The sequence below is a fragment of the Kushneria avicenniae genome (genome assembly GCF_900112585.1).
GTDB classification, from domain to species: Bacteria; Pseudomonadota; Gammaproteobacteria; order Pseudomonadales; family Halomonadaceae; genus Kushneria; species Kushneria avicenniae.
Map to the genome: position 1 here is coordinate 556341 of NZ_FOLY01000002.1, position 26954 is coordinate 583294.

25 protein-coding genes are annotated in these 26954 nt (G+C 61.3%); 19 read left to right on the top strand and 6 right to left on the bottom strand.

The features are described 5' to 3' along the window. The first annotated feature begins 126 nt into the window (after positions 1 to 126). Positions 127 to 1170: a M4 family metallopeptidase gene (locus BM079_RS05830; RefSeq protein WP_090131694.1), complete on the top strand. Its 1044-nt coding sequence runs from the start codon at positions 127 to 129 to the stop codon at positions 1168 to 1170. Then, positions 1167 to 1493, top strand: coding sequence for a protealysin inhibitor emfourin (locus BM079_RS05835; RefSeq protein WP_090131695.1), 327 nt, complete (start codon positions 1167 to 1169; stop codon positions 1491 to 1493). The genes BM079_RS05830 and BM079_RS05835 overlap by 4 nt, the downstream gene beginning before the upstream one ends. Before the next feature lie 11 nt (positions 1494 to 1504). Here the strand turns inward: BM079_RS05835 and epmB are convergent, their stop codons facing one another. Continuing rightward, positions 1505 to 2557 (bottom strand): EF-P beta-lysylation protein EpmB, encoded by a 1053-nt coding sequence (epmB, locus tag BM079_RS05840; protein ID WP_245742836.1) that lies wholly within the window; start codon positions 2555 to 2557, stop codon positions 1505 to 1507. 137 nt (positions 2558 to 2694) lie between these two features. Between epmB and efp the strand changes: the two genes are divergently transcribed. Together efp and epmA are read left to right on the top strand one after the other, a co-directional pair. Then, positions 2695 to 3261: an elongation factor P gene (gene efp, locus BM079_RS05845; RefSeq protein ID WP_090131698.1), complete on the top strand. Its 567-nt coding sequence runs from the start codon at positions 2695 to 2697 to the stop codon at positions 3259 to 3261. An 83-nt stretch (positions 3262 to 3344) separates the two neighbouring features. Then, positions 3345 to 4328, top strand: a complete 984-nt coding sequence (gene epmA, locus BM079_RS05850; RefSeq protein WP_090131700.1) for an EF-P lysine aminoacylase EpmA — start codon at positions 3345 to 3347, stop codon at positions 4326 to 4328. A gap of 72 nt (positions 4329 to 4400) precedes the next feature. Here the strand turns inward: epmA and BM079_RS05855 are convergent, their stop codons facing one another. The 3 genes from BM079_RS05855 to BM079_RS05865 all read right to left on the bottom strand — a co-directional run bounded on the left by BM079_RS05855 (position 4401) and on the right by BM079_RS05865 (position 6585). Continuing rightward, positions 4401 to 4697: a YciI family protein gene (locus tag BM079_RS05855; protein ID WP_090131702.1), complete on the bottom strand. Its 297-nt coding sequence runs from the start codon at positions 4695 to 4697 to the stop codon at positions 4401 to 4403. A 95-nt stretch (positions 4698 to 4792) separates the two neighbouring features. Then, positions 4793 to 5671, bottom strand: a complete 879-nt coding sequence (gene asd / locus BM079_RS05860) for an archaetidylserine decarboxylase (RefSeq protein WP_090131704.1) — start codon at positions 5669 to 5671, stop codon at positions 4793 to 4795. An 86-nt stretch (positions 5672 to 5757) separates the two neighbouring features. Beyond that, the gene (locus tag BM079_RS05865; protein ID WP_090131706.1) at positions 5758 to 6585 is read right to left on the bottom strand and encodes a sulfurtransferase; all 828 of its coding nucleotides are present in this window, start codon (positions 6583 to 6585) and stop codon (positions 5758 to 5760) included. A gap of 186 nt (positions 6586 to 6771) precedes the next feature. On the opposite strand from BM079_RS05865, the gene BM079_RS05870 reads away from it, so the two are divergent. After that, entirely contained in the window at positions 6772 to 8100 is a 1329-nt protein-coding gene (locus BM079_RS05870; RefSeq protein WP_090131708.1) for an NCS2 family permease, read from the top strand. A gap of 79 nt (positions 8101 to 8179) precedes the next feature. Here the strand turns inward: BM079_RS05870 and rsgA are convergent, their stop codons facing one another. Further along, positions 8180 to 9196, bottom strand: a complete 1017-nt coding sequence (rsgA, locus tag BM079_RS05875; RefSeq protein ID WP_090131711.1) for a small ribosomal subunit biogenesis GTPase RsgA — start codon at positions 9194 to 9196, stop codon at positions 8180 to 8182. Between the two features lie 155 nt (positions 9197 to 9351). Here rsgA and orn point away from each other — a divergent pair, with 155 nt between their 5' ends. After that, complete coding sequence (gene orn / locus BM079_RS05880; protein WP_090131713.1) at positions 9352 to 9897, top strand: oligoribonuclease; 546 nt, start codon at positions 9352 to 9354, stop codon at positions 9895 to 9897. A 27-nt stretch (positions 9898 to 9924) separates the two neighbouring features. Here orn and queG read toward each other — a convergent pair whose 3' ends face one another. Then, positions 9925 to 11076: a tRNA epoxyqueuosine(34) reductase QueG gene (gene queG / locus BM079_RS05885; RefSeq protein ID WP_090132032.1), complete on the bottom strand. Its 1152-nt coding sequence runs from the start codon at positions 11074 to 11076 to the stop codon at positions 9925 to 9927. 311 nt (positions 11077 to 11387) lie between these two features. Between queG and BM079_RS05895 the strand changes: the two genes are divergently transcribed. From BM079_RS05895 to sufB, 13 genes are all read left to right on the top strand, one after another. Further along, the gene (locus BM079_RS05895) at positions 11388 to 12887 is read left to right on the top strand and encodes an NAD(P)H-hydrate dehydratase (protein WP_090131718.1); all 1500 of its coding nucleotides are present in this window, start codon (positions 11388 to 11390) and stop codon (positions 12885 to 12887) included. A 70-nt stretch (positions 12888 to 12957) separates the two neighbouring features. Beyond that, positions 12958 to 13443: a tRNA (adenosine(37)-N6)-threonylcarbamoyltransferase complex ATPase subunit type 1 TsaE gene (tsaE, locus tag BM079_RS05900; protein ID WP_245742837.1), complete on the top strand. Its 486-nt coding sequence runs from the start codon at positions 12958 to 12960 to the stop codon at positions 13441 to 13443. A gap of 106 nt (positions 13444 to 13549) precedes the next feature. Next, a complete protein-coding gene (locus BM079_RS05905) occupies positions 13550 to 14971 on the top strand; it encodes an N-acetylmuramoyl-L-alanine amidase (RefSeq protein ID WP_245742838.1) in 1422 nt (473 codons plus the stop codon). 34 nt (positions 14972 to 15005) lie between these two features. Beyond that, positions 15006 to 16976 (top strand): DNA mismatch repair endonuclease MutL, encoded by a 1971-nt coding sequence (gene mutL, locus BM079_RS05910; RefSeq protein WP_090131722.1) that lies wholly within the window; start codon positions 15006 to 15008, stop codon positions 16974 to 16976. Between the two features lie 12 nt (positions 16977 to 16988). Continuing rightward, a complete protein-coding gene (gene miaA / locus BM079_RS05915; RefSeq protein ID WP_090131724.1) occupies positions 16989 to 17933 on the top strand; it encodes a tRNA (adenosine(37)-N6)-dimethylallyltransferase MiaA in 945 nt (314 codons plus the stop codon). Between the two features lie 120 nt (positions 17934 to 18053). Then, positions 18054 to 18302 (top strand): RNA chaperone Hfq, encoded by a 249-nt coding sequence (gene hfq / locus BM079_RS05920; protein WP_090131726.1) that lies wholly within the window; start codon positions 18054 to 18056, stop codon positions 18300 to 18302. 14 nt (positions 18303 to 18316) lie between these two features. After that, complete coding sequence (gene hflX / locus BM079_RS05925) at positions 18317 to 19627, top strand: ribosome rescue GTPase HflX (protein WP_090131728.1); 1311 nt, start codon at positions 18317 to 18319, stop codon at positions 19625 to 19627. 182 nt (positions 19628 to 19809) lie between these two features. Then, positions 19810 to 21066, top strand: a complete 1257-nt coding sequence (gene hflK / locus BM079_RS05930) for an FtsH protease activity modulator HflK (RefSeq protein WP_090131730.1) — start codon at positions 19810 to 19812, stop codon at positions 21064 to 21066. Next, the gene (hflC, locus tag BM079_RS05935) at positions 21066 to 22037 is read left to right on the top strand and encodes a protease modulator HflC (protein ID WP_090131732.1); all 972 of its coding nucleotides are present in this window, start codon (positions 21066 to 21068) and stop codon (positions 22035 to 22037) included. Before hflK ends, hflC begins: the two co-directional genes overlap by 1 nt. A 172-nt stretch (positions 22038 to 22209) precedes the next feature. Then, on the top strand, positions 22210 to 23400 hold the full coding sequence (locus tag BM079_RS05940; protein WP_090131734.1) for an ATP phosphoribosyltransferase regulatory subunit: 1191 nt from the start codon (positions 22210 to 22212) through the stop codon (positions 23398 to 23400). 50 nt (positions 23401 to 23450) lie between these two features. After that, the gene (locus tag BM079_RS05945; RefSeq protein ID WP_090131737.1) at positions 23451 to 24746 is read left to right on the top strand and encodes an adenylosuccinate synthase; all 1296 of its coding nucleotides are present in this window, start codon (positions 23451 to 23453) and stop codon (positions 24744 to 24746) included. Positions 24747 to 24920: 174 nt separating this feature from the next. Continuing rightward, on the top strand, positions 24921 to 25388 hold the full coding sequence (locus BM079_RS05950; RefSeq protein ID WP_090131739.1) for an SUF system Fe-S cluster assembly regulator: 468 nt from the start codon (positions 24921 to 24923) through the stop codon (positions 25386 to 25388). A 79-nt stretch (positions 25389 to 25467) separates the two neighbouring features. Beyond that, complete coding sequence (gene sufB, locus BM079_RS05955; RefSeq protein WP_090131741.1) at positions 25468 to 26910, top strand: Fe-S cluster assembly protein SufB; 1443 nt, start codon at positions 25468 to 25470, stop codon at positions 26908 to 26910. Positions 26911 to 26954: the final 44 nt, after the last annotated feature.

Below are 26954 nucleotides of genomic sequence, written 5' to 3' on the forward strand. Positions count from 1 at the left end.
ATCACACGTCAACGCGTCATCAATCCGTGATCGACTAGGCTTACCGGTGAAGGGAATCACTGGTAAGCATCGTCAGCCGGGCGATAGTCCGACACTGTCGCCGCCACGCACAGCCGGAGAGTTACCATGAAGGCAGCGCGCAACAATCCGTATGGGGTCATTCCTCCTCACCTGCTCAACCGTTTGATTGAAAACGGCAACGACCGTCATCGCCGCTGCGCGTTGAACACGCTCACCGTTGATTCGCGTTTCAGGGCTCGTACCGAGCGTCATACGGCCGCGACCGATGCCCGGCGTGGCCAGCAAGGGCAGCCGCTGCGCTATATCTTTGATGCCGGCAATACCATGGAGCTGCCCGGACGTCAGGTGCGACGCGAGGGGCAATCGGAGACCGGCGATGAGGCGGTGGATGAAGCCTATCGGGACCTTGGCGCGACCTATCGCTTTTTCTGGGAAGTACTCGAGCGTAACGCCATCGATGATGAAGGCGGTGCGCTGGTGGGTACGGTGCATTACGGCGAGGAGTATCAAAATGCCTTCTGGAACGGCTACCAGATGGTCTTTGGCGACGGCGACGGGGAAATCTTTCTCTCTTTCACTCGTGCGTTGGACGTGGTGGCCCACGAGCTGGCGCACGGGATCACCGAGCGCGAGGCCGGGCTTGTGTATTACAACCAGCCCGGGGCCCTGAACGAATCCGTCTCGGACGTCTTTGGCGTCATGGTGGCGCAATATGATGCCAACCAGACGGTGGAAGAGGCCGACTGGTCCATCGGGCGGGATCTGCTCGGACCCGGGATCAATGGTACGGGGCTACGCTCGATGTCCAACCCCGGCACGGCCTATGACGATCCGCTGCTGGGACGCGATCCGCAGCCGGGACACATGCGCGATTTCGTCGAGACCAACGAGGACAACGGCGGGGTCCATATCAACTCGGGCATTCCCAACCGCGCCTTCTATCTGACGGCCATGGCGCTGGGCGGTCACAGCTGGGAGCGCGCCGGCCGGGTCTGGTATGCCACGCTCATCGATGAGCGACTGGCCAATGATGCCGAGTTTGCCGATTTTGCCCGCTTGACGATCGATAATGCCGAACGCCTTTTTGATGGCAGCGAGGTTCGCGACGCCGTTCGCGACGGCTGGCAGGGCGTGGGGGTGGATGTATGAGCTATCAGCACTCTCTGGGCGAGCGCGCGCGCGTTCGTCTGGCGCGTGAGGGTGGTGTGGCCTACATGCCGGCACTGGCGAGCCCTCGCGAGATTGCCTTCCACGAATGTTCGCTGTCGCAGCGCAAGAAGGTCTGCAAGCTTCTTGATGAGGCCGAACGACTGAAATGCCCCGGGGATCAGGCAGGGCAGGGCGATCAGCGCTACTTTCGTATTCTGATCATGCCGGTGGGCAACGACAGCGACGTGATCACTCTGCACGTGCCCGAGCGTCGGGCGCCGGAAGCGCTGGTGGCCCTGTGGAAGAGCGGCCCCAGCGATTGACGCGCCGCCGATCAGTTCGGTGTCAATGATGCGTCAAGGGCTTCAACCGGCGTCTTGGCGCCGGCACCCGGCACTTCACGCACCAGACGCGGCAGCAGAAAGCCCGGCAGCGCCTCCCTGAGTCTGTCATGCAGCTGATGGGCTTCGTGGTCCGGCACATCAAAGTGCGCTGCGCCTGCCACCGGGTCCAGCACATGAAGGTAGTAGGGCAGAATGCCGGCCTCGAAAAGCCGTTCCGAAAGCGTCCTGAGCACCTCGACATCATCATTGACGCCGCGCAGCAGCACGCTCTGATTGAGCAGCGTGACGCCCGCGCCCTTGAGTTTGACACAGGCCTGCACCACGGCGTCATCGATCTCGTTGGCGTGATTGATGTGCAGCACCATCACTTTTTGCAGTCGCGTGCTCGAAAGCCACGCCAGCATGGCGTCATCGACACGATCAGGGATGACGACCGGCAGGCGGGTATGCAGACGCAACCGCTTGAGATGAGGGATGGCGTCAAGCTCACCAACCAGCCACGCCAGTCGTGTGTCGCTTGAGAGCAGCGGATCGCCTCCAGAGAGAATCGCCTCGATCAGCGAGTCATCGTCACGCAGATAGTCCAGCGTCCTGTGCCACTGCGCGCGCGAGGCGGCGTGATCCTCATAAGGAAAATGACGCCTGAAGCAGTAGCGACAGTTGATGGCGCAGGCGCCGCTGGTGATCATCAACACCCGCGCGGCATATTTGTGAATCAGTCCGGCCGCGGGGGTATGGTCAGCTTCTTCCAGCGGGTCGGTAACGTAGCCCGCCACCGCACGTGTTTCATGCGCCAGCGGCAGTACCTGACGCAGCAGCGGATCATCGGGATTGCCCTTCTGGATGCGCGACAGATAGGCCTGCGGCACCCGCACCTCAAAGGCCTCATGGCCGCCCATGGCGCCCGGCAGCCAGCGTTCGTCGAGACCGACGGCCGCCAGCAGCGCCTTCGGATTGCGAATGGCGCCGGAGAGCTGAGCCTGCCAGCCCTGTTCCGGGGCGCGGTCAACGGTGGAAGAAGAGATAGTCTGCACAGGCTGCATGGTTCGCGTTATCATCGCACACATTCTGATGCGCCGGGCTCGATGCGGTCACCTGACCGATGCCTCGGCGCCTAGTGGTCATTCACTGTCCCAGCAGTACCCGAGGCTCCGGGCGGCTGCGAACACAACGAGGCGTTATGGCAAGCTATTCTACCAACGAATTCAAGGGCGGTCTGAAAGTGATGCTCGACGGCGATCCCTGCAACATCGTCGAAAACGAGTTCGTCAAACCCGGCAAGGGTCAGGCCTTCAACCGCGTCAAGCTGCGTAACCTGATGACCGGTCGTACCTGGGAGCGCACCTTCAAGTCCGGCGAATCGCTGGAAGCCGCTGACGTGCTCGACATCGACATGGAGTATCTCTACAACGATGGCGAGATGTGGCACTTCATGAGAACCGACGGCTCCTTCGAGCAGTTCGCTGCCGACAAGAAGGCCGTGGGCGACACGTCCAAATGGCTCAAGGAGCAGGTGGTCTACACCATTACGCTCTGGAACGATAACCCCATCTCGGTCACGCCGCCCAACTTTATCGAGCTGGAAGTGATCGAAACCGACCCGGGGCTCAAGGGTGATACGGCACAGGGCGGCTCCAAGCCGGCGACGCTGTCGACCGGTGCCACGGTTCGCGTCCCGCTGTTCATCAACCAGGGCGAAACGCTCAGGGTTGATACCCGCACCGGCGAATACGTCAGCCGCGCCTAGGGCATGGTGTAGCGTACGGCAAGCGCCGGGCCCCATGGCCCGGCGCTTGCGTTGGGCCCTGTTTCATCAACGGATGATCTGTCATGAAGGCCGATGACTGGCGCCCCGGCGCCACCATGGACGCCCTGCGCGCGCGCGCCGGTCTGATGCGTCATATACGCGACTTCTTCCATGCCCGCGACGTACTCGAGGTGGAAACGCCCGTGCTGGGTCGTGCCGGCAGCAGCGACGTGCATCTGGACTCGCTCTGCCTGGACGCGCGGACCATGCACGGTGACGAGCGGTTCTGGCTGCAGACCTCGCCGGAATATCATATGAAGCGTTTGCTGGCGGCCGGTAGCGGCCCCATCTTTCAGCTTTCCAGGGTCTTTCGCGATGGTGAAACCGGGCGGCGTCACAACATTGAATTCACCTTGCTGGAGTGGTATCGACCCGGGTTTGCCCTTGAAGCGCTGATTCATGAAGTGGCCGCCCTGATCGAGACCGTGCTGGGCACCACGCTGCCGCAGGTGCGTTTTCGTCGCTATCGCGAGCTTTTCAAGGAACATTTCTCGGTCGACCCGCTGCAGGAGAGCCCTGACACGCTGGTGGCACTGCGTGATCACGCTGCCCGCCACGCGGGAGCCGATACGACGTCGTGGTCATGCGATGACTGCTGCGATCTTTTGATGTCGCTGGTCATCGAGCCGCTGCTGGGGCGAGAGGGGCTTGATGTCGTGATGGATTATCCGGCCTCCCAGGCAGCGCTGGCGCGCCGACGCACTGATCATGACGGTGCGATGGTGGCTGCACGCTTTGAGGTCTATCTGGAAGGTATTGAGCTTGCCAATGGCTTTGATGAGCTGACCGATGCCGATGAGCAGCAGGCGCGTTTTGAGAAGGACAACCGAATGCGCCGTGAACTGGGCAAGCCGCCGGTGGACGCCGACCAGCAGCTGATTGCCGCGCTTCGCACCGGGATGCCTCAGGGCTGCGGCGTGGCGCTGGGCGTGGATCGACTGATCATGCTGACGCTGGGCCTTGAGGACATCGATAGCGCCATGGCCTTTGGCACGGCCCGGTGCTGACCGGATCAGCGTCACATGATGATTCGAGATGCCCCGTCGTCCTTCCGACCCGGGGCGTTTCAGCTCCTTGAATCAGGCGTTCGGGTCGAGCAGTTTGATCTCACGGATCTCGATATGCTCCCACACCCTGTCCCTGACATAGGGCTCGGTCTCGAGCCAGGCATCCATGGCCGCCCGGTCTTCAAACTGGAAATGAGCGTTGGAGCCGATCATCCTGCCGTCATCATCCAGGATGACGCCACCACTGATGAAGTGCCCCTGATGATAGAGCTCGCGCAGGGCCTTCAGATGCTCCTCCCGACAGCCCATGCGGCGCTGGAGCGCTCCCTCATCGGTATAGTCCCGTGCCATTAGAGTGAACTGCTTCATGGGGTGCTCCTTTCAAGAGGGTGAAAATCGATCAGCAGGATGCCGCACATCTTCCGATATTCGGCACTGCTGCTCTCGGATAAAACATTCAAACATCAGGAAAGCTCTTCGGGAGTGAGCGTATCGGTCGGGATATCGGGATCAGGGGCCAGCTGCTGTCCCAGACGAATCTTCATGCCGGGCGTGAGCGACTCATTGAAGGTGTAGGCCTTCGGCAGGCACATGACGACAGAAGAGCCGAGGTGAAAGCGGCCCATTTCATCGCCCTTGCCAAGCGTGACGTCGCCCCTGGCCCAGTCATTGCTGTGGGGTTGGCGCGACAGAGGGGTGACCTGACCCGACCAGACGGTTTCAATGCCGGCGACAATCATCGCGCCGACCAGTACCAGCGCCATCGGGCCCAGTTCGGTTTCAAACAGGCACACCAGCCGTTCGTTGCGGGCAAAAAGCCCCGGGACTTCGCGAGCGGTGGCCTGATTGACCGAAAAGAGCCTGCCGGGGACGTAGATGGTGCGGATCAGACGCCCTTCAAGCGGCATATGCACGCGGTGATAGTCCCGCGGTGAGAGATAGACAGTGGCGAAGCTGCCATCACGCAGCTCGGCGGCAGCGTCTTCATCGCCGCCCAGCAGAGCGGTCAGCGAGTAGGCATGGCCCTTGGCCTGCATCAGGGTGCCGTGATCGATGCGCCCGAACCGCGAGAGCACGCCATCAGCAGGCGAGACGATCCCGGAGTCAATGGGGCGGGCATCGGGCTTGAGCGCGCGGGTAAAGAAGTCGTTGAAGCTCTGGTAGGCGCCGAGGTCGGGTTCGAGCGCTTCGCTCATGTCGATATCGTAGTGGCTGGCAAAGCGCTGGATGAACGTATCCCTGATCCAGGGCGTGCGCGAATCGGCAAGCTGTCCGGCAAGGCGGGAAATGGCGTGCTGGGGCAGCGGATATTGCAGCAGGGCAAACAGACGATCACGATTCAAAGGGGCACCTGAAGACAGTCATGAATGAGGGCAATGTGTCATACCCCTGACGACGGCTCAAGAAGACGGCCATCAGGGGCGGTGGATCAGGTCTCGATGGGCGTATCGTCGCGGTTGCCCCACTCCTGCCATGAGCCGGGATAGGCGCGAATGTTGTAGCCCAGAAGATAGCCGATCATCCAGGTCAGACCGCTGCGATGATGGCTCTGACAGTGGGTAGCAATCTCGCCGTCGGCATCGATCTCCAGGGCGGCGAGTTCGGTCACCAGCTCCGAGAGATCCCGCATGCGTAGATGGCGGCTCTTGTCCATGGTCTCGGTCCACTCAAGATTGACGGCGCCGGGAATATGGCCAAGACGCTGATTGTTGCCCTTGACCCCGTCATACTCCTCGGGGCTGCGCGCATCCCAGATCACAAGCCCGGGGTCATCAAGACGCTCGATCAGCTCCTCGCGTCGGATGATCAGCTCCGGGCGCTGAATGCGAGCCTGATAGCGGGTGGGCGTGGGCATTGTCGCATCCCGTGATTCGGGCAGGTTCTCCGCGCGCCAGGCGTGAATGCCGCCGTTGAGATAGGACCATTGATCGTGCCCCAGCAGGGTCAGCGTCCAGGCCAGACGGCCGGCCCAGCCGCCACCTTCGTCGTCGTAAACGATGACGTGGGTCTGTGGCGTCAGTCCCAGCTCGGAGAAAAGCGTTGACAAGGCTTTTTCGTCGGGCACGTCGTTGGCGACCGGCGCCTGACCCGACAGCAGGCGACGATAATCGAGCAAGACAGCGCCCGGTACGTGGCCCTCCTGGTAGCTTTGGGCATTGGCCGGCACATCGATGATCAGAAGATCGGGCGCCTCGAGATGCTCGGACAGCGCCCGGGGCTCGACGATTCGGGGAAACCTTGGCTCATCCTGTGACATCCTCACTCTCCTTTTGATGACGCGAGCGGGTTAACATGGCACAAGCATTGCACACTCGATGGCCGCTCGCGAACGGTGGCAGTGCCGGTCTTCAGGGACAGCGGTGTTTTAGTGACACCGACGGCAGGGATATGTCGACAATCAACCAGGTATCATGACGGACAACAGTGCAAGTGGAGAGTCAGCGTGCTCGAATCGTATTTTAAAATAACAAGTCAGGGCAGCAGCGTACGTCGCGATATCCTGGCCGGTATTGCCACCTTTCTGGCGGCCATGTACATCATTGTGGTCAACCCGACCATCATGAATGCGGCAGGCATTCCCTTTGCCAGCGCTCTGACCGCCACCGTGCTGGTCAGCTTTTTTGGCAGCCTGATGATGGGGCTTTATGCGCGCAACCCGATCCTTGTCGCGCCGGGCATGGGCATCAACGCGCTCTTTACCTACACCATGGTCGTTGGAGCAGGCATCCCCTGGCAGACGGCACTGGGATGCATCTTCTGGGCCGGCATTCTTTTTGCCGTGCTGGCAGTGCTCAACGTGCGCCGCTACATCATTGATGCCATTCCGGCGCAGCTGCGCTATGCCATCTCCTGCGGCATCGGGCTTTTCATTACGGTGATTGGCCTGGTCAATGCGGGCTTTCTGGTCAGTAATCCGGCAACCGTGGTGGGCCTGGGCGAAATGACGCCGACGCTGGTGACCTTTCTGATCGGCCTTGCCATCACCGCCGTTCTAGTGGCGCGCAACATGCCGGGAGCACTGATCATCGGCATTGTGGCCACGACGCTGATGGCCACGGCCATCGGTCGGTTCTGGGGCGATGCCAGCGCATTTTCGCCCACGGGGAGCGCGACTCTGGTCAACTTCAACGGTATCTTTGCCTTGCCGGATTTCAGCGCCGTGGGGCAGCTGGATCTGATCGGGGCGCTCAATATCGCTTACTGGCCGTTTATCTTCGTGGTGCTGTTCACCACGTTCTTTGATGCCCTGTCGACCTTTATGGGCGTGTGTCAGGCCGGCAAGCTGCTGGATCGCAACGGCGAGCCGCGCAATATTCGCCAATCCATGATGGTCGATGCCATGTCGGCTGTCATTTCCGGCCCGTTGGGGACCAGCCCGGCGAATGCCTACGTCGAGTCGGCGGCGGGCATCAGCCAGGGCGGGCGCTCGGGCCTGGTGGCCGTCACCGCGGCGCTGCTCTTTCTGCCGTTTCTGTTCCTGTCACCGCTTTTGTCGCTGGTGCCCTCGATTGCCACGGCGCCGGCGCTGATCATGGTGGGTGTGTTCATGCTCGACCCGATCCGTCATATCAACTGGTACGAATTTGACGATGCCATTCCGGCCTTTATCGCCATGATCCTGATTCCGCTGACCTATTCGATCACACATGGCGTGGTCTTCGGCTTTCTGGCTTTCGTGGTGGTCAAGGCAGGCGTAGGCAAGCGTCATGAGATTCATCCGACCATGTGGATTCTGGCCGCGTTGTCACTGCTGCTGCTGTTTCAGGAATAGGTAGCACCCGGCTTGAGTGATGACTCAGGGGCCGCCTTCGGGCGGCTCCTTTTTTGTCGATGCCTGAAGTGTCGAGAGTTCAGCGGGGCGGGGCATTGAGTTCGTGCACGATCCGCCGAAAGCTCTCCAGACGCTCGGGAGAAATCTCGCCGTTTTCTGCGGCGGCCAGAATGGCGCAGCCGGGCTCATGGCGATGGCGGCAGTCGCGAAAGCGGCAGTGACCCAGCCAGGGACGAAATTCGATAAAGCCGTTTTCGACCTGCTGCTCGTCGAGATGGCCCAGACCAAACTCGCGGATGCCGGGAGAGTCGATCAGGGCGCCGCTGCCCTGACGAAAATGATAGAGGCGGGCGGTGGTGGTGGTGTGGCGCCCCTTGCGGCTGTCCACGGAAAGCTCGCCCACGGCCAGTGACTCTTCGGGCAGCAGGGCATCAATCAGGGAGGACTTGCCTACGCCGCTCTGGCCGACGAACACGGCCGTGGTGTCATCCATGGCCGCGATCAGATCCTCAAGCCCGCCATCATGTCGGGTCGAGGCGCCAATGACCGCATACCCCAGCGCGCGATAGCGACCGGCCAGTGCATGCAGCGCATGGTGTTCATCGAGCAGGTCCATCTTGTTGAGGACCAGCGCCGGGGCGATCCCGGTGGCTTCAGCGGCCACCAGATAGCGATCGATCAGAAACGGATGCGGCTCGGGTTCCACGGCAAACACGATCATGATGCGGTCAATGTTGGCCGCCACGCTCTTGAGCCTGCCTCGGGCGTCGGGGCGCTCCAGCGTCGAGTCACGCTCAAGGCGCGCCTCGACCACGCCGCTGCCATCGCCTGCTTCCCGCCAGCTGACCCGGTCCCCGGTGACCAGGGTGTCGAGATTGGCCCGCAGATGACACAGATGATGCACGCCGTCGCTGCCTTCCACTTCCATGTTACGACCAAAATGGGCTACCACGCGCCCGAGCTGCTCGTCGCCATATTCGCCTTGGGCCAGCTGACGCTGATCAAGCTGCTCGCGCTTTTCGGCGCGTCTGGCCCGCTCGGCCTGGACCTTCTCGACACGCCAGCGCTGCTGGCGGGATAGCTTGCGTTGACTCATGAAACTCCTGGACGGTGGTGGGCCTGCGCGCCGGGGCCGATCCCGGCTGGTGGAAAGCGTCGCGCAATTGTACGCTTTAGGGCATTCGTCTTTCATCCCGGCCGCGGTTTTACGCATCGGGAGAAATCTTTTTTCAAGTCTATCCGGAAAGTGTCATGAGTACTCAAAACGAACGTCTGATCTGGATCGATCTCGAGATGACCGGTCTGGACCCGGCGCGGGATCGTATTATCGAGATCGCCACCATCGTTACCGACAGCCAGCTCAATGTGATCGCTGAAGGCCCGGTCATGGCCATTCATCAAAGCGATGAGCAGCTCTCGCTGATGGATGACTGGAACACCCGCACCCACGGCAACACGGGCTTGACCGAGCGGGTGCGTCAAAGCCGCGTCTGCACGCAGGAAGCCGAGCAGGCGACGCTGCGCTTTCTGGAGCAGCATGTTGAAAAGGGCGCCTCGCCGATGTGCGGCAACAGCGTGCATCAGGATCGACGCTTCATGCAGCACGAGATGCAGGCGCTGGAAGCCTTCTTTCACTACCGCAATCTGGATGTCTCGACGCTCAAGGAACTGGCGCGCCGCTGGAAGCCCTCGATCCTGTCCGGGATCAGCAAAAAGGGCACGCATCTGGCGCTGGATGACATCCGCGACTCCATCGAGGAGCTGCGCCACTACCGTGCCAATCTGCTGGCGCTGTAGTTTTTTTTCGATCTCCGGCCTTTCCGGTCAGGTCGACTGGCGGGCGATGATGTCCTTGAAGCCGGCCTCGATCAGTGGCGCTGACGCCGCTTCCCGAGTGGCGTCGCGCTTTTGAGCCTGCTGTGACAGCGCCCAGCGGACGTGCTCGCGCACTAGGTCGCTGGGCCAGGACAGCCGTGCCTTCAGGGCCGAGACAATCTCGTCGCTGAAGGGCGCGTTACCCAGCCCCACTGCCAGGTTGCGCAGCCAGCGCTCATAGCCCAGCCGCCGAATGGCACTGCCCTGAGTGTGTTCGAGAAATTCAGGCTCGCTCCAGTTGAAAAGGTCGATCAGTCTGGCACGATCCAGCGCATGGCGTGGGGCAAAGTCCTGCTCGCGAGTCGCGCGCGTGAATCGCGTGAAGGGACAGACAAGCTGGCAGTCATCGCAGCCGAAGACGCGATTGCCCATGGCGTGGCGGTATTCCAGCGGTATGGCGCCGTGCTTTTCGATGGTGAGATAGGAGATGCAGCGCCTTGCATCGATCACCTTGTCATCCACGATGGCCCCGGTAGGGCACCAGGTCTGACAGCGCGTACACTTGCCGCAGTGGTCGCGTTCAAAGGGGGCATCCACGGGCAGTGGCAGGTCGGTGTAGAGTTCGCCCAGAAAGAACAGTGACCCGGCCTTCGGATTAAGGATCATCGCGTTTTTGCCAAACCAGCCGATGCCGGCCTTTTGCGCCAGCGCGCGTTCCATGACCGGCGCGGAGTCCACGAAGGCGCGAAAGCCAAACGTTCCGATCTCCTTTTGCAGCTTTTGCGCCAGCTGGGTCAGGCGCTTGCGGATCAGCTTGTGGTAGTCGCGCCCGAGCGCGTAACGTGCCACGTAGGCCCGTTCGGGCTGACCCAGTACCCGGGTGCTCTCGATTTCGGGCGGCAGGTAGTCCATGCGCACGCTGATGATGCGAAGCGTGCCGGGCTCCAGTTCAGCCGGGCGCGTACGTCTGGTGCCGTGGCGCGCCATGTAGTCCATCTCGCCGTGGTAGCCCGCCTCCAGCCACCGGTTGAGATAATCTTCGTGGGCATCTAGGTCGGTGTCGGTAATACCGAGCTGCTGAAAGCCCAGTTCGCGCCCCCAGATTTTGAGTTTTTCGGCCATTTCGGCCGGGTCGAGCGCGCGGGAAGCCTCACGGGGCATCGGGTCGTCGATGTTGCCAGGTTCGGGGCTATGGGGAGACACGGTGTTCATGGCCTTCGAGCCTCGGGGCTCGGTATTACGGAACGTGGGGCAGGCCGGGCAGATAATGCGCGGTATGACAGGGTATTATGACAGCGCAGATGCCTTTGGGCCAAAGAGACATGCCGAGCATGAGAAAGCGCCCATGATCGGAACCTGCCAGACGCCACAGGGTCACAACAAGGACTTGCTGCCCGTGGCGAACAATGGATGACAACCGTCGGTCTGACAGGCCCCAATCAATGACACGGACAGTCTGGAAGGAGAACGCCATGATGGCGAACGCACGACTCTACAGCGCAGGGCAGGTGCAGGCGCTGGATCAAAGCACCATTGCGCAGGGCGTGCCTGGATTCACTCTGATGATGCAGGCCGGGCGCGCTGCGCTTGACGAGATCGTCAGGCGCTGGCCTGCGGCGCGTCGCCTGTGCATTCTTTGTGGCGGTGGCAACAACGGCGGGGATGGCTATGTGGTGGCGGCACTGGCCCGTCGACAGGGACTGGAGGTGCAGCTTCTGGCGCTGCGCGCGCCGGATCAGCTCCAGGGCGAGGCGGGCGAAGCGGTGCGTTTTGCGCGTGAAAGCGGCGTGATCATTGAGAACTGGCATCAGGATGTCGAGATTCCGGTCGACACCGATGTGATCGTCGATGCCCTGCTGGGCACCGGTACCCGCGGTGAGATCCGCGCGCCATTTGATGACGCCATCGCCTGTATCAATCGGTCAAGTGCACCGGTCGTGGCGCTGGACATTCCGTCCGGGCTCAATGCCGACACGGGCGCCCTGCTGGGCGAGACGGTCGAGGCGGTGCTGACGGTGACGTTTATCGCGCGCAAGTTCGGGCTCTATACCGGCCAGGCACCTGATGTCACCGGTGAGATCGTACTGGCGCCACTGGCTGTTGCCGAGTCGACGCTTTCAGAGAGTGATTACGTGGGTGAGCTGCTGGAGGCCGCGCGGCTTCAAGGCACGCTGCCTCGCCGGCGGCCGACTACCCACAAGGGCCACTGTGGTCATCTGCTCGTGGTCGGTGGTCAGCCCGGTTTTGGCGGCTCGACCATCATGAGCGCCGAAACCGCGGCGCGGCTTGGGGCCGGGCTGGTCAGCCTGGCCACGGCCAGCGTGCACATTCCGCCGGCGCTGACGCGCTGTCCGGAAATGATGGTGCATGAAGCCCGCAACGGGCTGGACCTCGAATCGCTGGTCGACAAGGCCACGGCTGTATTGATCGGCCCCGGGCTGGGACAGGGCGCCTGGGGCCAGGGTCTGATGCAGACCGTCATGAACGCCGCCGGCCCCAGGCTGGTGGATGCCGACGGGCTTCATCTGCTGGCGGCAGGCTACGCCGGTGAGCGACGTGATGACTGGATTCTGACGCCGCATCCGGGAGAGGCCGCCATGCTGCTGGATTGCAGCGTGGCCGAGGTGCAGGCGGATCGCTATCAGGCCGCGCTGAATCTGCATCGTCGTTACGGCGGGGTCATCGTGCTCAAGGGCGCTGGGACGCTGGTAATCGGTGGCGAAGGCCCTGAAGCATGCTTTATCAGTCCTTTTAGCAATCCGGGCATGGCCTCCGGCGGTATGGGCGATGTGCTGGGCGGCATGATCGCCTCGTTGCTGGTTCAGGGCCTGTCGCCGCTGGAAGCGGCGGCCAGTGGTGTCCTGATCCATGGACTGGCGGCTGATGATGCAGCGCGAGAACATGGCGAGCGTGGCCTGCTGGCGAGCGATCTGGCATGCTACGCGCGCCGTCGCGCTAATCCCGGCAGGTAAAAGGATGTCATCGACATCGCGGCCTGCCGATAATGGGGCACGGCCTTGATCAGTTTTAAAGTGGGATAACGTGAGCAAGACAACCATTATTCTTGAAGCCGGTGATGAAGCCGCCCAGGTGGCTATTGGTCGCCAGCTGGCCGAGGCGCTGGGTTACCGCGGCATCGTCTATCTCAACGGCGAACTGGGGGCGGGCAAGACCACCCTGGCCCGGGGCGTATTGCGCGCCCTGGGCCATGACGGCGCAGTCAAGAGTCCGACCTATACACTGGTCGAGCCCTATGATCTTGAGAGCGGCCGGGTCTATCACTTTGACCTGTATCGGTTGGCAGACCCCGAGGAGCTAGAGTTTCTCGGGGCGCGCGAGATGTTTGCCGATAATGCGCTGGCGCTGGTGGAGTGGCCGATACGCGGTGAAGGCTGGCTGCCCGCGGCCGATGTTGTCATTACGCTGTCGCTGATCCAGCAGGGGCGACGCCTGGTGCTTGAAGCCGGCAGTGATCACGGGGTGCAGGCGTTGCAGGCGCTGGCGGTGGCTTCACGGGCGTTTTCATGATGGCTGTGGATGTGTTGTCGAGCCGGCCCGATGTACCCGCCATGAACATCAATACAGTGACAAGACAGTGATGAAGTATCCGGCAGTCCTTTGGACCCTTTTTGCCATGATCATGATGAGCGTCATGGCCAGTGCCGCTCAGGCCGCACAGCTCGAGGGCCTGCGCCAGTGGACCGACAGTGACGGCACGCGTCTGGTCTTTGATCTCTCGAGCGAGGCCAAAGCCGATGTGTTCACGCTCGATAGTCCGGATCGACTGGTCATCGATCTGGCCGATACGACCCTGAACACGACGCTGGGCAGCGCCGTTGACGGTCGCGGGATGGTTCGGGATGTGCGCTCCGGCGTGCGTGACGGGACCGATCTGCGGGTGGTCGTTGAGCTGGATCGCAAGGCCACCCCCAATGCTTTCAAATTGCCGCCCGGCGGCGGACACGGTTATCGGCTGGTGGTGGACCTGGCGCCGGGAGAGAGTGGCGGTGGAACGTCGTCGTCCGGCGGTGGTGACCCCATTACGGCCATGATTCAACAGCAGGAGCAGGCGGCCCGCAGCCGGTTGTCCGGCAATCGCACGGGCAGTACGCCGCCGGTCAGCAACGAGCCGACGGCCGAGTCGCGTCAGACGGCCAAACCGCATCCGCGGCGTGACATCGTCGTGGTCGTCGACCCCGGACATGGCGGCAAGGACCCGGGCGCTTCCGGTCCCGGCGGCACCCATGAGAAGAATGTGGTGCTGCAGATCGGCAAGCGGGTCAAGGCCAAACTGGATGCCATGCAGGGCTTCAAGGCCTATCTCACACGCGATGACGATACCTTTATTCCGCTTCGTGGCCGCACGCGAATCGCTCGCAGGCATCATGCCGATTTCTTCGTGTCGGTGCATGCCGATGCCGGTGGCTCGACCTCGCCGCGCGGTACCTCCGTTTATGCCCTTTCCCAGCACGGTGCGACGTCCGAGCGGGCGCGCTGGCTGGCACAGAGCGAGAACCGCTCCGATCTGATCGGGGGAGTGGATGGCGATCTCAATCTCGACGACAAGGATCAGGTGCTGCGCGGTGTGCTGCTGGATCTGAGCATGACGGCCACCGTCAATGACTCGCTGTCGGCGGGAACGGACGTGCTCGGACGCGTTTCGAACTTCAACAAGCTCTTCCATTCGCGCGTCGAGCAGGCAGGGTTTGTGGTGCTCAAGTCGCCGGATATTCCCTCGCTTCTGGTCGAAACCGGCTTTTTGACCAACCCGTCCGAGGAGCGTCTGCTTAATTCACCGGCGCATCAGGACAAGCTGGCCACGGCCATCGCTCAGGGCATTCGACAGCACTTTCTGCGCAGCCCGCCGCCCGACAGTCTGCTGGCCTGGCAGCGCGACCAGAACCGCGGCGGTGCCTCCAACGAGTATCGTGTTCAGCCCGGCGATACGCTTTCGGGCATTGCGGCGAGCAAAAACGTCTCTCTCGCCGCGTTGCGTCGGGCCAATAATCTGGACACCGATGTACTGCGACTGGGGCAGGTGCTCAAGATCCCATGAGGGTGCCGACGTTGATGACCAGGGGAGGACATGAATGAATCAGACAGCCGTTTACGATGCCCGTCGCATTCAGTCCCTGGCCCCGCGTCTGGCCAACCAGATCGCGGCCGGGGAGGTGGTCGAGCGCCCCTCGTCGGTGGTCAAGGAGCTGGTTGAAAACGCCATCGATGCCGGCAGCTCGCGCATCGAGATCGAGCTGGAGTCCGGTGGCAGTCGCCTGATTCGGGTGCGCGACAACGGTCACGGTATCGAGCACGACGATCTGGGACTGGCGCTGTCGCGTCACGCCACCAGCAAGATCACCTCGCTGGACGATCTCGAGGGTGTGGCAAGCCTCGGGTTCCGTGGCGAGGCGCTGGCCGCGACCAGCGCGGTATCGAGACTCGAGCTCTACTCCAACACCAGTGATGATCCGGTCAACGGCTGGCGGGTGGTCGCCGAGGGGCGCGAAATGTCGCCGCGGCTATCACCGGCGCCGCACCCGCGCGGGACCACGGTGACGGTACGGGATCTCTTCTTCAATACACCGGCGCGGCGCAAGTTTCTGCGCACCGAAAAGACCGAGTTCAATCACGTCGAGGAAGCCTTTCGCCGGCTGGCGCTGTCGCGTCAGGACGTTGATCTGGTGCTGCGTCACAACCAGAAGACCGTGCATCAGTTGACGGGGGGCAGCAGTCAGACGGTGATGGAGAAGCGTATTGCCCAGCTTCTCGGCCGCAGCTTTCTGGACAACGCCATCCACATCGATATGGCTGCCACCGGTCTGGCGCTGAAAGGATGGGTTGGACTGCCGTCTCATACCCGTAGTCAGGCCGACCAGCAGTATTTTTTCGTCAACGGTCGCGTCATTCGCGATCGGCTGGTGGCGCACGCCGTGCGTCAGGCCTATCGCGACGTACTCTTTCATGGTCGCCATCCGGTATTCGTCCTCTATCTGGAGCTGGATGCCCACGGCGTGGATGTCAACGTGCACCCCACCAAGCACGAAGTCCGCTTTCGCGATGGGCGACTGGTGCATGACTTCCTGTTTTCAAGCCTGCATCGGGCGCTGGCAGAGGTGAGGCCGCAGGGACGACATGAGCCGGCGGTTGAAGCGCCTGCAGCGTCGCCAGCCCCCGAGCCGCAGTTTGATCAGCAGCGCATGGCACTCGGTGACACTTCCAGCGAACCGGCAACGGCCCGAACCGGCGGCGAGTCATCGACCGATCAGTATCGTGGCGCCGGCCGGCCTGGAGAACGGCAGGTCCGGGAGTTCATGGCCGGCTATCGTGCGCTGCACCCGGATCACGAAGATCGGCTGCTGACCGCCCGTACGGCTACCCGGGACGCTGACGCCTCGCGAGGGACGCCGTCGCCTGAAAGCGGTCAGGTGTCACCACCTTCTGCCTCAGCCGTCGAGCCGTCGGTTGATGCCACCCGGGCGCCGCCGCTGGGCTACGCCGTGGCGCAGCTGCACGGCGTCTATATCCTGTCGCAGACCGAGCGCGGCATGGTGGTGGTCGACATGCACGCCGCACACGAACGGATTACCTATGAGCGCATGAAGGCGCAGTATCTGGGCGAGGGGATCGATACGCAGCCGCTGCTGGTGCCGGTTTCGATGTCGGTCAGCGAGGCGCAGGTCGAGCTTGCCGAGCGCGAGCACGACACGATCAGTGCGATGGGGGTGACGCTGGCGGCAGCAGGACCCGAGACGCTGTTGATTCGGGAAGTGCCGGCGCTTTTGAAAAACGGCAGCGTCGAGGCGCTGGTCCGCGAAATGCTCGAAGAGCTCGAGCGCTATGGCCGCAGCCAGGTGGTCAGGGACCATCTTTTCGATCTGCTGTCGACCATGGCCTGTCACGGCAGCGTGCGTGCCAATCGGCGCCTAGGGATCGAGGAGATGAACGCTTTGCTGAGGGACATGGAGCGTACCGAGCGCAGCGGGCAGTGCAATCATGGACGGCCGACCTGGACGGAGATGTCGATGCGTGACCTTGACCGTCTCTTTTTGCGTGGCCAGTAGGGTGGGTGTGTCATGACCAACGATGCACCGCGACCGCCGGTCATCATGCTGATGGGCCCCACGGCCGTCGGCAAGACGGATCTGGCCATCGAGCTTCACGAGCGTCTGGGGGTCGAACTTGTCAGTGTCGATTCGGCGCTGGTCTACAGGGGCATGGACATCGGGACTGCCAAGCCTTCGGCGCAGGAGCTGGCACGTGCTCCGCATCGTCTGATCGATATACGAGATCCGTCACAGCCCTATTCGGGCGTGGCCTTTCGTGACGATGCGCTGGCATGCATCGAGGAGATTACTGCCCGTGGGCGGGTGCCGCTGCTGGTCGGGGGCACCATGCTCTATTTCCGACTGCTGACGGAAGGGGCGGCAGACATGCCCCGGGCCGATCCCGGCATTCGCCGGGCGCTGGGCGAGCTGCTCGAGCAGGGTGGCCCGGGAGCGCTGCATGCCGAGCTCGCCCGGGTGGATCCCGAGTCCGCGGCACGGCTTCATCCCAACGATCCACAGCGATTGATGCGGGCGCTGGAAGTCTATCGTGCCAGCGGGGAAACCATGAGTGCCCACTGGGCGCGTCAGTCAGCAGTGACTCTGCCATTTACGCCGCATCCGATTGCGCTATTACCCAACAATCGGTCGCTTTTGCATGAGCGCATTGAGCGGCGTCTTGACAAAATGTTTGCCGAGGGCTTCGTTGAAGAGGTGAAAAATCTTCGCGCGCGCGGCGACTTAAGTGCCGATTTACCTTCGATGAAAAGTGTGGGCTATCGTCAGGTATGGGAAGGACTTGATCGCGGCGATGACTGCCCCCAAATGGCGTTCAGGGCGCTGACCGCTACCCGGCAACTGGCCAAGCGCCAGATCACCTGGTTGCGGCGCTGGCCGGGCGCCCTGCAACTCGACCCGCAGGAGGCCGACGCTGCGCAACGGTTGTTGAAAATCGTGCGCAACATCGGTACTTAGCGTAATATGATCGGTTACCAGTGAGCTTCTCGAGAGGCTCCGGGACGTGGATCTTTCTTGCGCTTGCAGCAAGTTAAAAACCGATAAACATACAGCAATTAATATTTCTGGGAGAGCCACATGTCCAAAGGACAATCCCTTCAGGATCCGTATCTGAACATCCTGCGTAAGGAGCGTATCCCCGTCTCCATCTTTCTGGTCAACGGCATCAAGCTTCAGGGCCAGATCGAATCCTTTGACCAGTTTGTCATTTTGCTGCGCAATACCGTCAGTCAGATGGTTTACAAGCACGCCATTTCCACGGTTGTGCCCGCGCGTAACGTTCGTCTGCCGGCGCAGGACAGTGCTGCCCCCGCTCAGGAAAGCTGATAGAGAGGCGCTGATTGTTTTTTGAACGTCCCGATTCGGGAGAAACGGCTGTCCTGGTGCATATCGATTTCCAGGACAGCACCGAGCGCGAAGACACTTCAGAGTTCATGGAGCTGGTACGAAGCGCCGGTGCCGTGCCAGCGGCGCTTTTAACAGGCACTCGGCGCTCTCCCAGCCCCAAGACCATGATTGGCGAGGGCAAGCTTGAAGAGCTGCGCGAGATGCTGAGCACGCATCACGCCGAGCTTGCCATCTTCAATCATTCGCTTTCGCCCTCTCAGGAACGCAACCTTGAGCGAATTCTGCAGTGTCGTGTGCTTGACCGTACCGGTCTGATTCTCGATATCTTTGCCCAGCGTGCCAGAACGCACGAAGGCAAGCTGCAGGTGGAACTGGCTCAGCTCGAATACATGTCGACCCGACTGGTTCGCGGCTGGACACACCTTGAGCGTCAAAAGGGTGGTATCGGTCTGCGCGGTCCGGGTGAAACCCAGCTCGAAACCGACCGCCGCCTGCTGCGCGGTCGCATCAAGTCCATCCACAAGCGCCTTGATCGGGTGCGCAGCCAGCGCGATCAGAACCGTCGCTCGCGGACGCAGGCAGAAATTCCCTCCGTCTCGCTGGTGGGCTATACCAATGCCGGCAAGTCAACGCTTTTCAATGCGTTGACCAATGCCGAGGTGTACGCCGCCGATCAGCTCTTTGCCACGCTGGACCCCACGCTCAGGCGTCTCGAGATCAGTGATGTCGGGCCGATCGTCATGGCGGATACGGTAGGGTTTATCCGTCATCTGCCTCACAAGCTGGTCGAGGCGTTTCGCGCCACGCTTCAGGAGGCGGCCGAGGCCAGCCTGCTGGTGCATGTCATCGATGCGGCGGACCCGCAGCGTGAAGCGCACATCGAACAGGTCAATGCGGTGCTTGACGAAATCGGCGCCGGTGACGTCCCCAGACTTCTGGTCATGAACAAGACCGACCTGCTGGGCATGTCGCCACGTCTTGAGCGCAGCGGCAGTGATGAGGTTGCCACGGTCTGGCTTTCGGCACGCGATGGCACGGGCTTTGATCTGCTGGAACAGGCGCTTTCCGAGCGTCTGGCGCCGGATCTCGTGGAGACCACGATCATGCTGGCACCTTCGCAGGGCTGGCTGCGCGCTCAGCTGTTTTCCCATGACGCCGTTCGCGAAGAGAGCTTTGATGAAGAGGGCAGAACGCATCTTAAGGTTCGTCTACCGCGTCGTGACCTGATGCGTCTGCTTTCCCACGCCGATGAAAATCCTGATGACTACCTTTCCCGGGCCGAGCAGGGCCGGGAAGAGTGGTAATCAGGAACGCCACCCCGTCTTGCCAGGAAGAATTTCAGGTCTTCAGCATGACGGCATGTTACAAATAGGAACGCTTCCGGCATTATCAGGATGATCGGATATTCAAAGCGCCACCGTAAGAATGGCGCGTAATGTTGTTATGAGACTGGCGTTTCGCAACTCTTGCCCAGTGGAGAAGATGTATGGCCTGGAATGAGCCTGGTGGTGGCGGCAACAATAACCAGCAGGACCCCTGGAGTGGTGGCGACCGCCGCGGCAGCGGCGGCGGTGGCAACAACCAGGGGGGGGGACCCCCTGATCTTGATGAAGTGATCAGGAAACTGCGCAACAAGCTCAATGGGCTGCTGGGGCGTCGTCCGCTTCGCTCGGTAAACAACAACGGCGATGACAACGGTGGCCAGCAGGGCGGTGGCGGCAGCGGCCGCAGTGCGCTGCTGCTTCCCATCGTGGTGCTCATCGTGGGTGCTGTGGTCTGGGCCGGCTCCGGATTCCATCTGATCGACCAGTCAGAGCGCGGTGTTGTTTTCCGCTTTGGCAAATATACCAATACCATCGGACCGGGCCTGCACTGGAATCCGCCGCTGATCGATCGGGTCGAGAGTGTCAACGTGACCCGGATTCGCTCGGCCAGCCAGACGGACTCCATGCTGACACGCGATGAAAACATCGTACGCGTCAGTATCTCTTCCCAGTATGTGGTGTCGGACCCGCACGCGTTTCTGGTCAATGTTCGTGGCCCTGAAATGACGCTGCAAAACGCCATGGACAGCGCCCTGCGTCAGGAAGTGGGCAACATGAATCTCCAGCAGATACTGACCACCGGTCGTGAAGAGCTGGCCGGCGACATTTATGATCGGCTGGCGTCGTATCTGGAAGCCTATGGCACCGGTATTCGACTGCAGACGGTCAACATGGAGTCCACCTCGCCCCCGGATCAGGTTCAGGACGCCTTTGATGACGTCATTCGTGCGCGCGAGGAGCAGCAGCGTACGATCAACCGTGCCAATGCCTACCGCGATGCCATTCTGCCGGAGGCCGAAGGTCAGCGTCAGCGCATGATCGAGGAAGCACAGGGTTACAAGGCGGCCGTGGTGGCCGATGCACAGGGTGATGCCAACCGCTTCACTTCCCTGCTGGGTGAGTACGAGAAAGCGCCGGGCGTCACGCGTCAGCGCCTGTACCTGGACACCATGACCCAGATCCTGAGCAATACGCCCAAGGCACTGGTCGATCTGGGTGAAGGCAATGATGCCGTCACGGTTCTGCCGCTCAATCAGATGGGACACGGTGGCAACAGCGACAATCGCAGCGGCAACGGCAACCAGAGCAATGTGGATGCACGTCAGCTTGAGCAGCTCTCTCAGCAGGTCGTCGAGCACATGAGAAGCAATCAGCAGCAAAACAACAGCCGCAACAACAGCCTGCGGGAGGGTCGCTAATGTTTAACAATCGCGCCCTTGTTCTTGTGATCGTGCTGGGCATTCTGGCCTGGGTCGGCAGCGCCAGCCTTTACACGGTCAACGAAACCGAGCGGGGCATCAAGCTGCGCTTTGGCGAAATCATCGAAAACGACATTCAGCCCGGACTGCACTTCAAGTGGCCCATACTCAACACCGTCAGGATCTTTGACACGCGTGTGCTCTCGGTGGATGCCAGTGCCACGCGCTATCTGACCAGCGACTCCAAGGCCGTTATCGTGGATTCGTTCGTCAAATGGCAGATCATTGATCCGGGGCAGTACTATGAAGCCACCCGGGGTAACGAACAGGCCGCCGAGCGCTTGATCGCACCGCGTACTGACGAGGCGCTGCGTAACAAGTTCGGTCAGACAACGCTGACCCAGATTGTTCGTGAGCGTCCCGCGACGCAAAGCGACAATCAGGATGTCGTCAAGAAGGTGCAGGAAGAAAACAGCGATGTGGCGACCGAGCGTGACGAGCTGATGGTGGATCCGATCTCCCAGCTTGATCAGGCCATGCGTCGTGAACTTGGCGTACGCATTCTCGACATTCGCGTCAAGCGTATCGAGCTGCCCAATGAAGTGACTCAGGCCGTCTATGAGCGCATGAACTCCCAGCGTGAACAGGCCGCTCGCGGCTATCGCGCCGAGGGCACGCGTCAGGCAGAGGAAATTCGTGCCGATGCCGATCGTCAGCGCGAAGAGCTCCTTGCCGGCGGTCGTCAGATTGCCGAGACCACCCGCGGTGAAGGTGACGCGGCAGCGGCAGCCATCTATTCGGCGGCCTATCAGCAAAATGCCGGTTTCTTCGACTTCTATCGCACGCTTCAGGCCTATCGCGAAAGCTTCAAGGGCCAGAATGATCTGATGGTGCTGAGCCCTGCAAGCAACCAGTTCCTGCAGCTTTTCAAGCAGGGCAACGGTGATGCTGCCGCCTCGACGGCGCCCTGAATCAAGTAAAGATCTCGGGGCGGGATTTCCCCGCCGACGAGTTGTGATAGTATTCTTCAACCGGGGGACTCCCCCGGTTTTTTTGTGGCTGTCGTTTGTCGACGGCCGTGCTGTGGTGCCTGTTCGGGTGCCTCCGTACTACCGATTTTTTACTTCTGTCAGGGCATTTTCGATGACCATTGCTGATCGCTGGCTGCTGCCGGACGGTATGGATGAAGTGCTGCCGCCTCAGGCACTGCGTATGGAGTCGCTGCGTCGCGGCCTGATGGATCTCTACTATCGCTGGGGCTATGACCTGGTCATGCCGCCGCCGGTAGAGTTTCTGGATTCGCTGCTGACCGGCGCCGGTACCGACCTTGATTTACAGACGTTCAAGCTGACCGATCAGCTGACCGGTCGCCTGATGGGCGCCAGTGCCGACGTGACACCTCAGGTGGCCCGAATGGATGCGCACTCCCTGCGTCGTCAGGGGCCGGTCAGGCTGTGTTACTGCGCCCATGTGCTGAGGGCCAGGGCCGACGAACATCAGGGCGGACGCAGTCCGGTTCAGGCAGGGCTCGAACTGTTTGGTCATGCCGGTATCGAGGCCGATATCGAGATTGTGAAACTGGCTCTGGCCAGTCTCTCCCTTGCCGGTGCCGATGATGTCCATCTGGCCATCGGCCATATCGGTATCTACCGTGCGCTCGCCGAAGAGGCCCGGCTGGAAGACGACGTCGAGGCGTTGATTTTCGAGGCCCTGGAGCGCAAGGCGGTGTCGGAAGTTGATGCGCTGATCGAACAGCATATCGATGATGCGTCGCTGGCCGCCATGTTCAAGCAGTTGCCCCGTCTGCATGGCAGCGCTGATGTGCTCGAGCGTGCCCGGGAGGTCTTTGCCAATGGCTCCAGGGCCATTGGTGATGCGCTGGATCAGCTGATCTCGCTACACGAAATTCTGAGCGCGGCGCATGACGAGGTCACACTCTATTTTGATCTGGCCGAGCTGCGTGGCTATCAGTATCACACCGGGCTGGTCTTTGCGGCCTATGTCCCGGGATACGGTCAGGCGCTGGTCAAGGGCGGGCGCTACGACGATACGGGCCATGCCTTTGGGCGGCCACGACCGGCCACCGGCTGCTCGATGGATCTGAAGCAGCTGGCAACGCTTTGCCAGCGCTCACCTTCCCATGATGGTATCTGGGCGCCCGTCGCCCGGGATGCGACCCTGAGCCGGCGCATTCATGAGCTGCGTGATGCCGGTGAGCGCGTCGTTCAGCAGCTGCCCGAGCAGTCCACCGATGCACAGGCACACTTTTGTGATCGCCAGCTTGTTCTGCGCGACGGTGCCTGGCAGGTCGAGCCGCTCGACAACCGAATTTGACACCCGGTGTCTGCCCGCACCGGGCAGGCCTTTGAATCAGAGATGAAACAATGGGCAAGAATGTCGTAGTACTGGGGACGCAGTGGGGCGATGAAGGCAAGGGTAAGGTCGTCGACCTGCTGACGGAATCGGCATCCGCCGTGGTGCGCTTTCAGGGCGGGCACAACGCCGGCCATACGCTGGTCATCGATGGCAAGAAGACCATCCTGCGCCTGATTCCTTCGGGTATTCTGCGTCCGGATGTGACCTGCGTCATCGGTAACGGCGTGGTGCTGTCACCGGAGGCCCTGCTCAGTGAGATGGCCGAGCTGGAAGACAGCGGCGTGCCCGTACGCGAAAGGCTGCGCCTTTCTCCGGCCTGCCCGCTGATTCTGCCGTATCACGTGGCGCTTGATGTGGCGCGTGAAAAGGCCCGCGGCGTGGCCAAGATCGGCACTACCGGTCGCGGCATCGGACCGGCCTACGAAGACAAGGTCGCCCGTCGTGGCCTGCGTCTGGGGGATCTGCTGCATCGCGAGCGCTTTGCCAGCAAGCTGGGCGAAGTGCTTGATTACCACAATTTCGTACTGACCCGCTATCACGGCGAGCCGCCCGTGGATTTCCAGGAGGTGCTGGATCAGGCCATGGCCATGGCCGACGAGCTGCGCCCGATGGTCTGCGATACCGTCTCCTTTGTGCATGATCTGCGCAAGCAGGACAAGAACATCATGTTTGAAGGCGCTCAGGGCTCGTTGCTGGACATCGACCATGGCACCTATCCGTTCGTGACCAGCTCCAACACCACGGCCGGCGGTACGGCGACCGGTTCAGGCGTGGGACCTCTTTATCTGGATTACGTGCTGGGCATTACCAAGGCCTACACTACCCGTGTCGGTTCCGGACCGTTCCCGACCGAGCTTTTCGATGAGTTCGGCCGCCACCTGGCCGAACATGGCCATGAATTTGGCTCCAACACCGGCCGTGCCCGTCGCTGCGGCTGGTTTGATGCCGTGGCGCTGCGCCACGCAGTGCAGATCAACTCGATCTCCGGACTGTGTCTGACCAAGCTCGACGTGCTGGACGGCCTTGAAAATATCCGCGTCTGCGTCGGCTATCGCTCCAAGGATGGCGAGCTGATCGATAACCTGGTCGACAGTGAAGGTTACGAGACAATCCATCCGGAATATCACGATCTGCCGGGCTGGAGTGAATCAACGGTTGGTGCGCGTTCGCTTGATGATCTGCCTGCCAATGCCCGCGCCTACATCAGCTTTCTCGAAGAACAGATCGGCACGCCCATCGATATCATTTCGACCGGGCCGGATCGGGTCGAAACCATCGTGTTGCGCAACCCCTTTGACGCCTGAGTCTTCGCACGCTGCGCTGACAATCCCTGATGATGCATCAGGGATTTTTAATGTCCGGCCGTTGCGGCAGCGTTTTCAAGGCTGAAGCTATCATGTTGATTGGCAAGGCAGTGGGTTCACACCGCGTGCAATGAGGACTAAAATAGTACGCAATCAGTCAGGCAAGAGGCCGACATGCTGAAGCTGTCAAAAATGAGCGATTACGGAGCGGTGGTGATGGCGCAGATATCGCGCCATCCGGACTGTTCTCATGCTGCTGCCGATATCGCCGATCGCGTCGGACTGCCTCGACCTACCGTCAGCAAGACACTCAAGCTTTTACTGCGGGCGGGACTCTTGAACTCGCAGCGCGGTGCCAATGGTGGCTATCGCCTGGCGCGCTCGGCCACCGCCATCACGGTGCGGGACATCATTACCGCCATTGATGGCCCGGTAGCCATGACCGAGTGCAGTCACGGCCATGGCGACTGTGACCTGATGGCCAGCTGCGGCGTGGCCACCAACTGGCAGCGGGTATCGATGGCTGTACGTCAGCTGCTTGATAGCGTCACGCTGGCCGATCTGGCCCATGATGCACCGATCAAGCTGCCCGTACAGCTGCCCATTCAGAGTGTGGCGCTCGGTGAGGCGCACGGCATCTGACAGACCGCAGACGATATAACACGACGGTTTTGACCAACGACCGATGAGACGAACACTACCCGTTTGAGGGGAGAGGATCATGGCAACCGAAGCAATGGAGCAGCTCGCTCGCCGCGAGTACAAGCAGGGTTTTGTAACCGATATCGAAAGCGATACGGTACCGCCCGGACTCGACGAGAGTGTTATCGCCTTTATTTCCGAGAAAAAGGGTGAACCGCAGTGGATGCTGGACTGGCGTCTCGAAGCCTACCATCAGTGGCTCAAGATGACCTCGCCGTCCTGGGCGCATCTGGATTACCCGCCGATCGATTATCAGGCCATCTCGTATTTCAGCGCGCCCAAAAAGCCCGAGGATCGCCCGCAGAGTCTTGATGAGGTCGATCCCAAGCTGCTGGAAACCTACGAAAAGCTGGGGATACCTCTGCACGAGCGGGCCGCACTGGCCGGTGTCGCTGTAGACGCCGTGTTCGACTCGGTCTCTGTCACGACGACCTTCCGGGAAAGGCTGGCCGAAGCCGGTGTCATCTTCTGCTCCATCTCGGAAGCCATTCGTGAATACCCGGAGCTGGTGCGCCAGTATCTGGGGTCAGTCGTGCCGCAGGGTGATAACTACTTCGCTGCGCTGAACTCTGCTGTCTTTACCGACGGCTCATTTGTCTACATCCCGGAAGGCGTGACCTGCCCGATGGAGCTGTCGACCTACTTTCGCATCAACGCTGCCAACACCGGTCAGTTCGAGCGGACGCTGATTGTCTGTGACAAGCGCGCCCAGGTCTCCTATCTGGAAGGCTGCACCGCACCGCAGCGTGACGAAAACCAGCTGCACGCCGCCGTGGTCGAGCTGGTGGCGCTTGAAGATGCCTATATCAAGTACTCCACCGTACAGAACTGGTATCCCGGAGATGAAGATGGCAAGGGCGGTATCTACAACTTCGTGACCAAGCGTGGTGACTGCCGTGGTGATCGCTCACGCATCAGCTGGACACAGGTTGAAACCGGCTCTGCGATCACCTGGAAGTATCCGTCATGCCTGCTGCGCGGTAACGACAGCAAGGGCGAGTTCTACTCGGTCGCCGTGACCAACGGTCGCCAACAGGCTGATACCGGCACCAAGATGATCCATATCGGCAAGAACACCTCGTCCACGATCGTCTCCAAGGGCATTGCCGCCGGCAAGAGCAATCAGTCCTACCGTGGACTGGTCAAGGTCTCGCCAAGAGCCACCGGCTCGCGCAACTTTACCCAGTGTGATTCGCTTCTGATCGGTGACAAGTGCGGCGCGCATACCTTCCCCTATCAGGAAATCGGTAACAGCCGCTCGACCATCGAGCACGAAGCGACGACTTCCAAGATCGGCGATGACCAGCTCTTTTACTGCAAGAGCCGCGGCATTTCGGAAGAAGATGCGGTCAGCATGATCGTCAATGGCTTCTGCAAGGACGTCTTCCAGGAGCTGCCGATGGAGTTTGCCGTGGAAGCCGAGGCCCTTCTGAGCGTCACACTTGAAGGCTCGGTCGGCTAATCAGCTGGAACAGGGGCAGCCCTGACAGCTGCCCGTGCGGATCA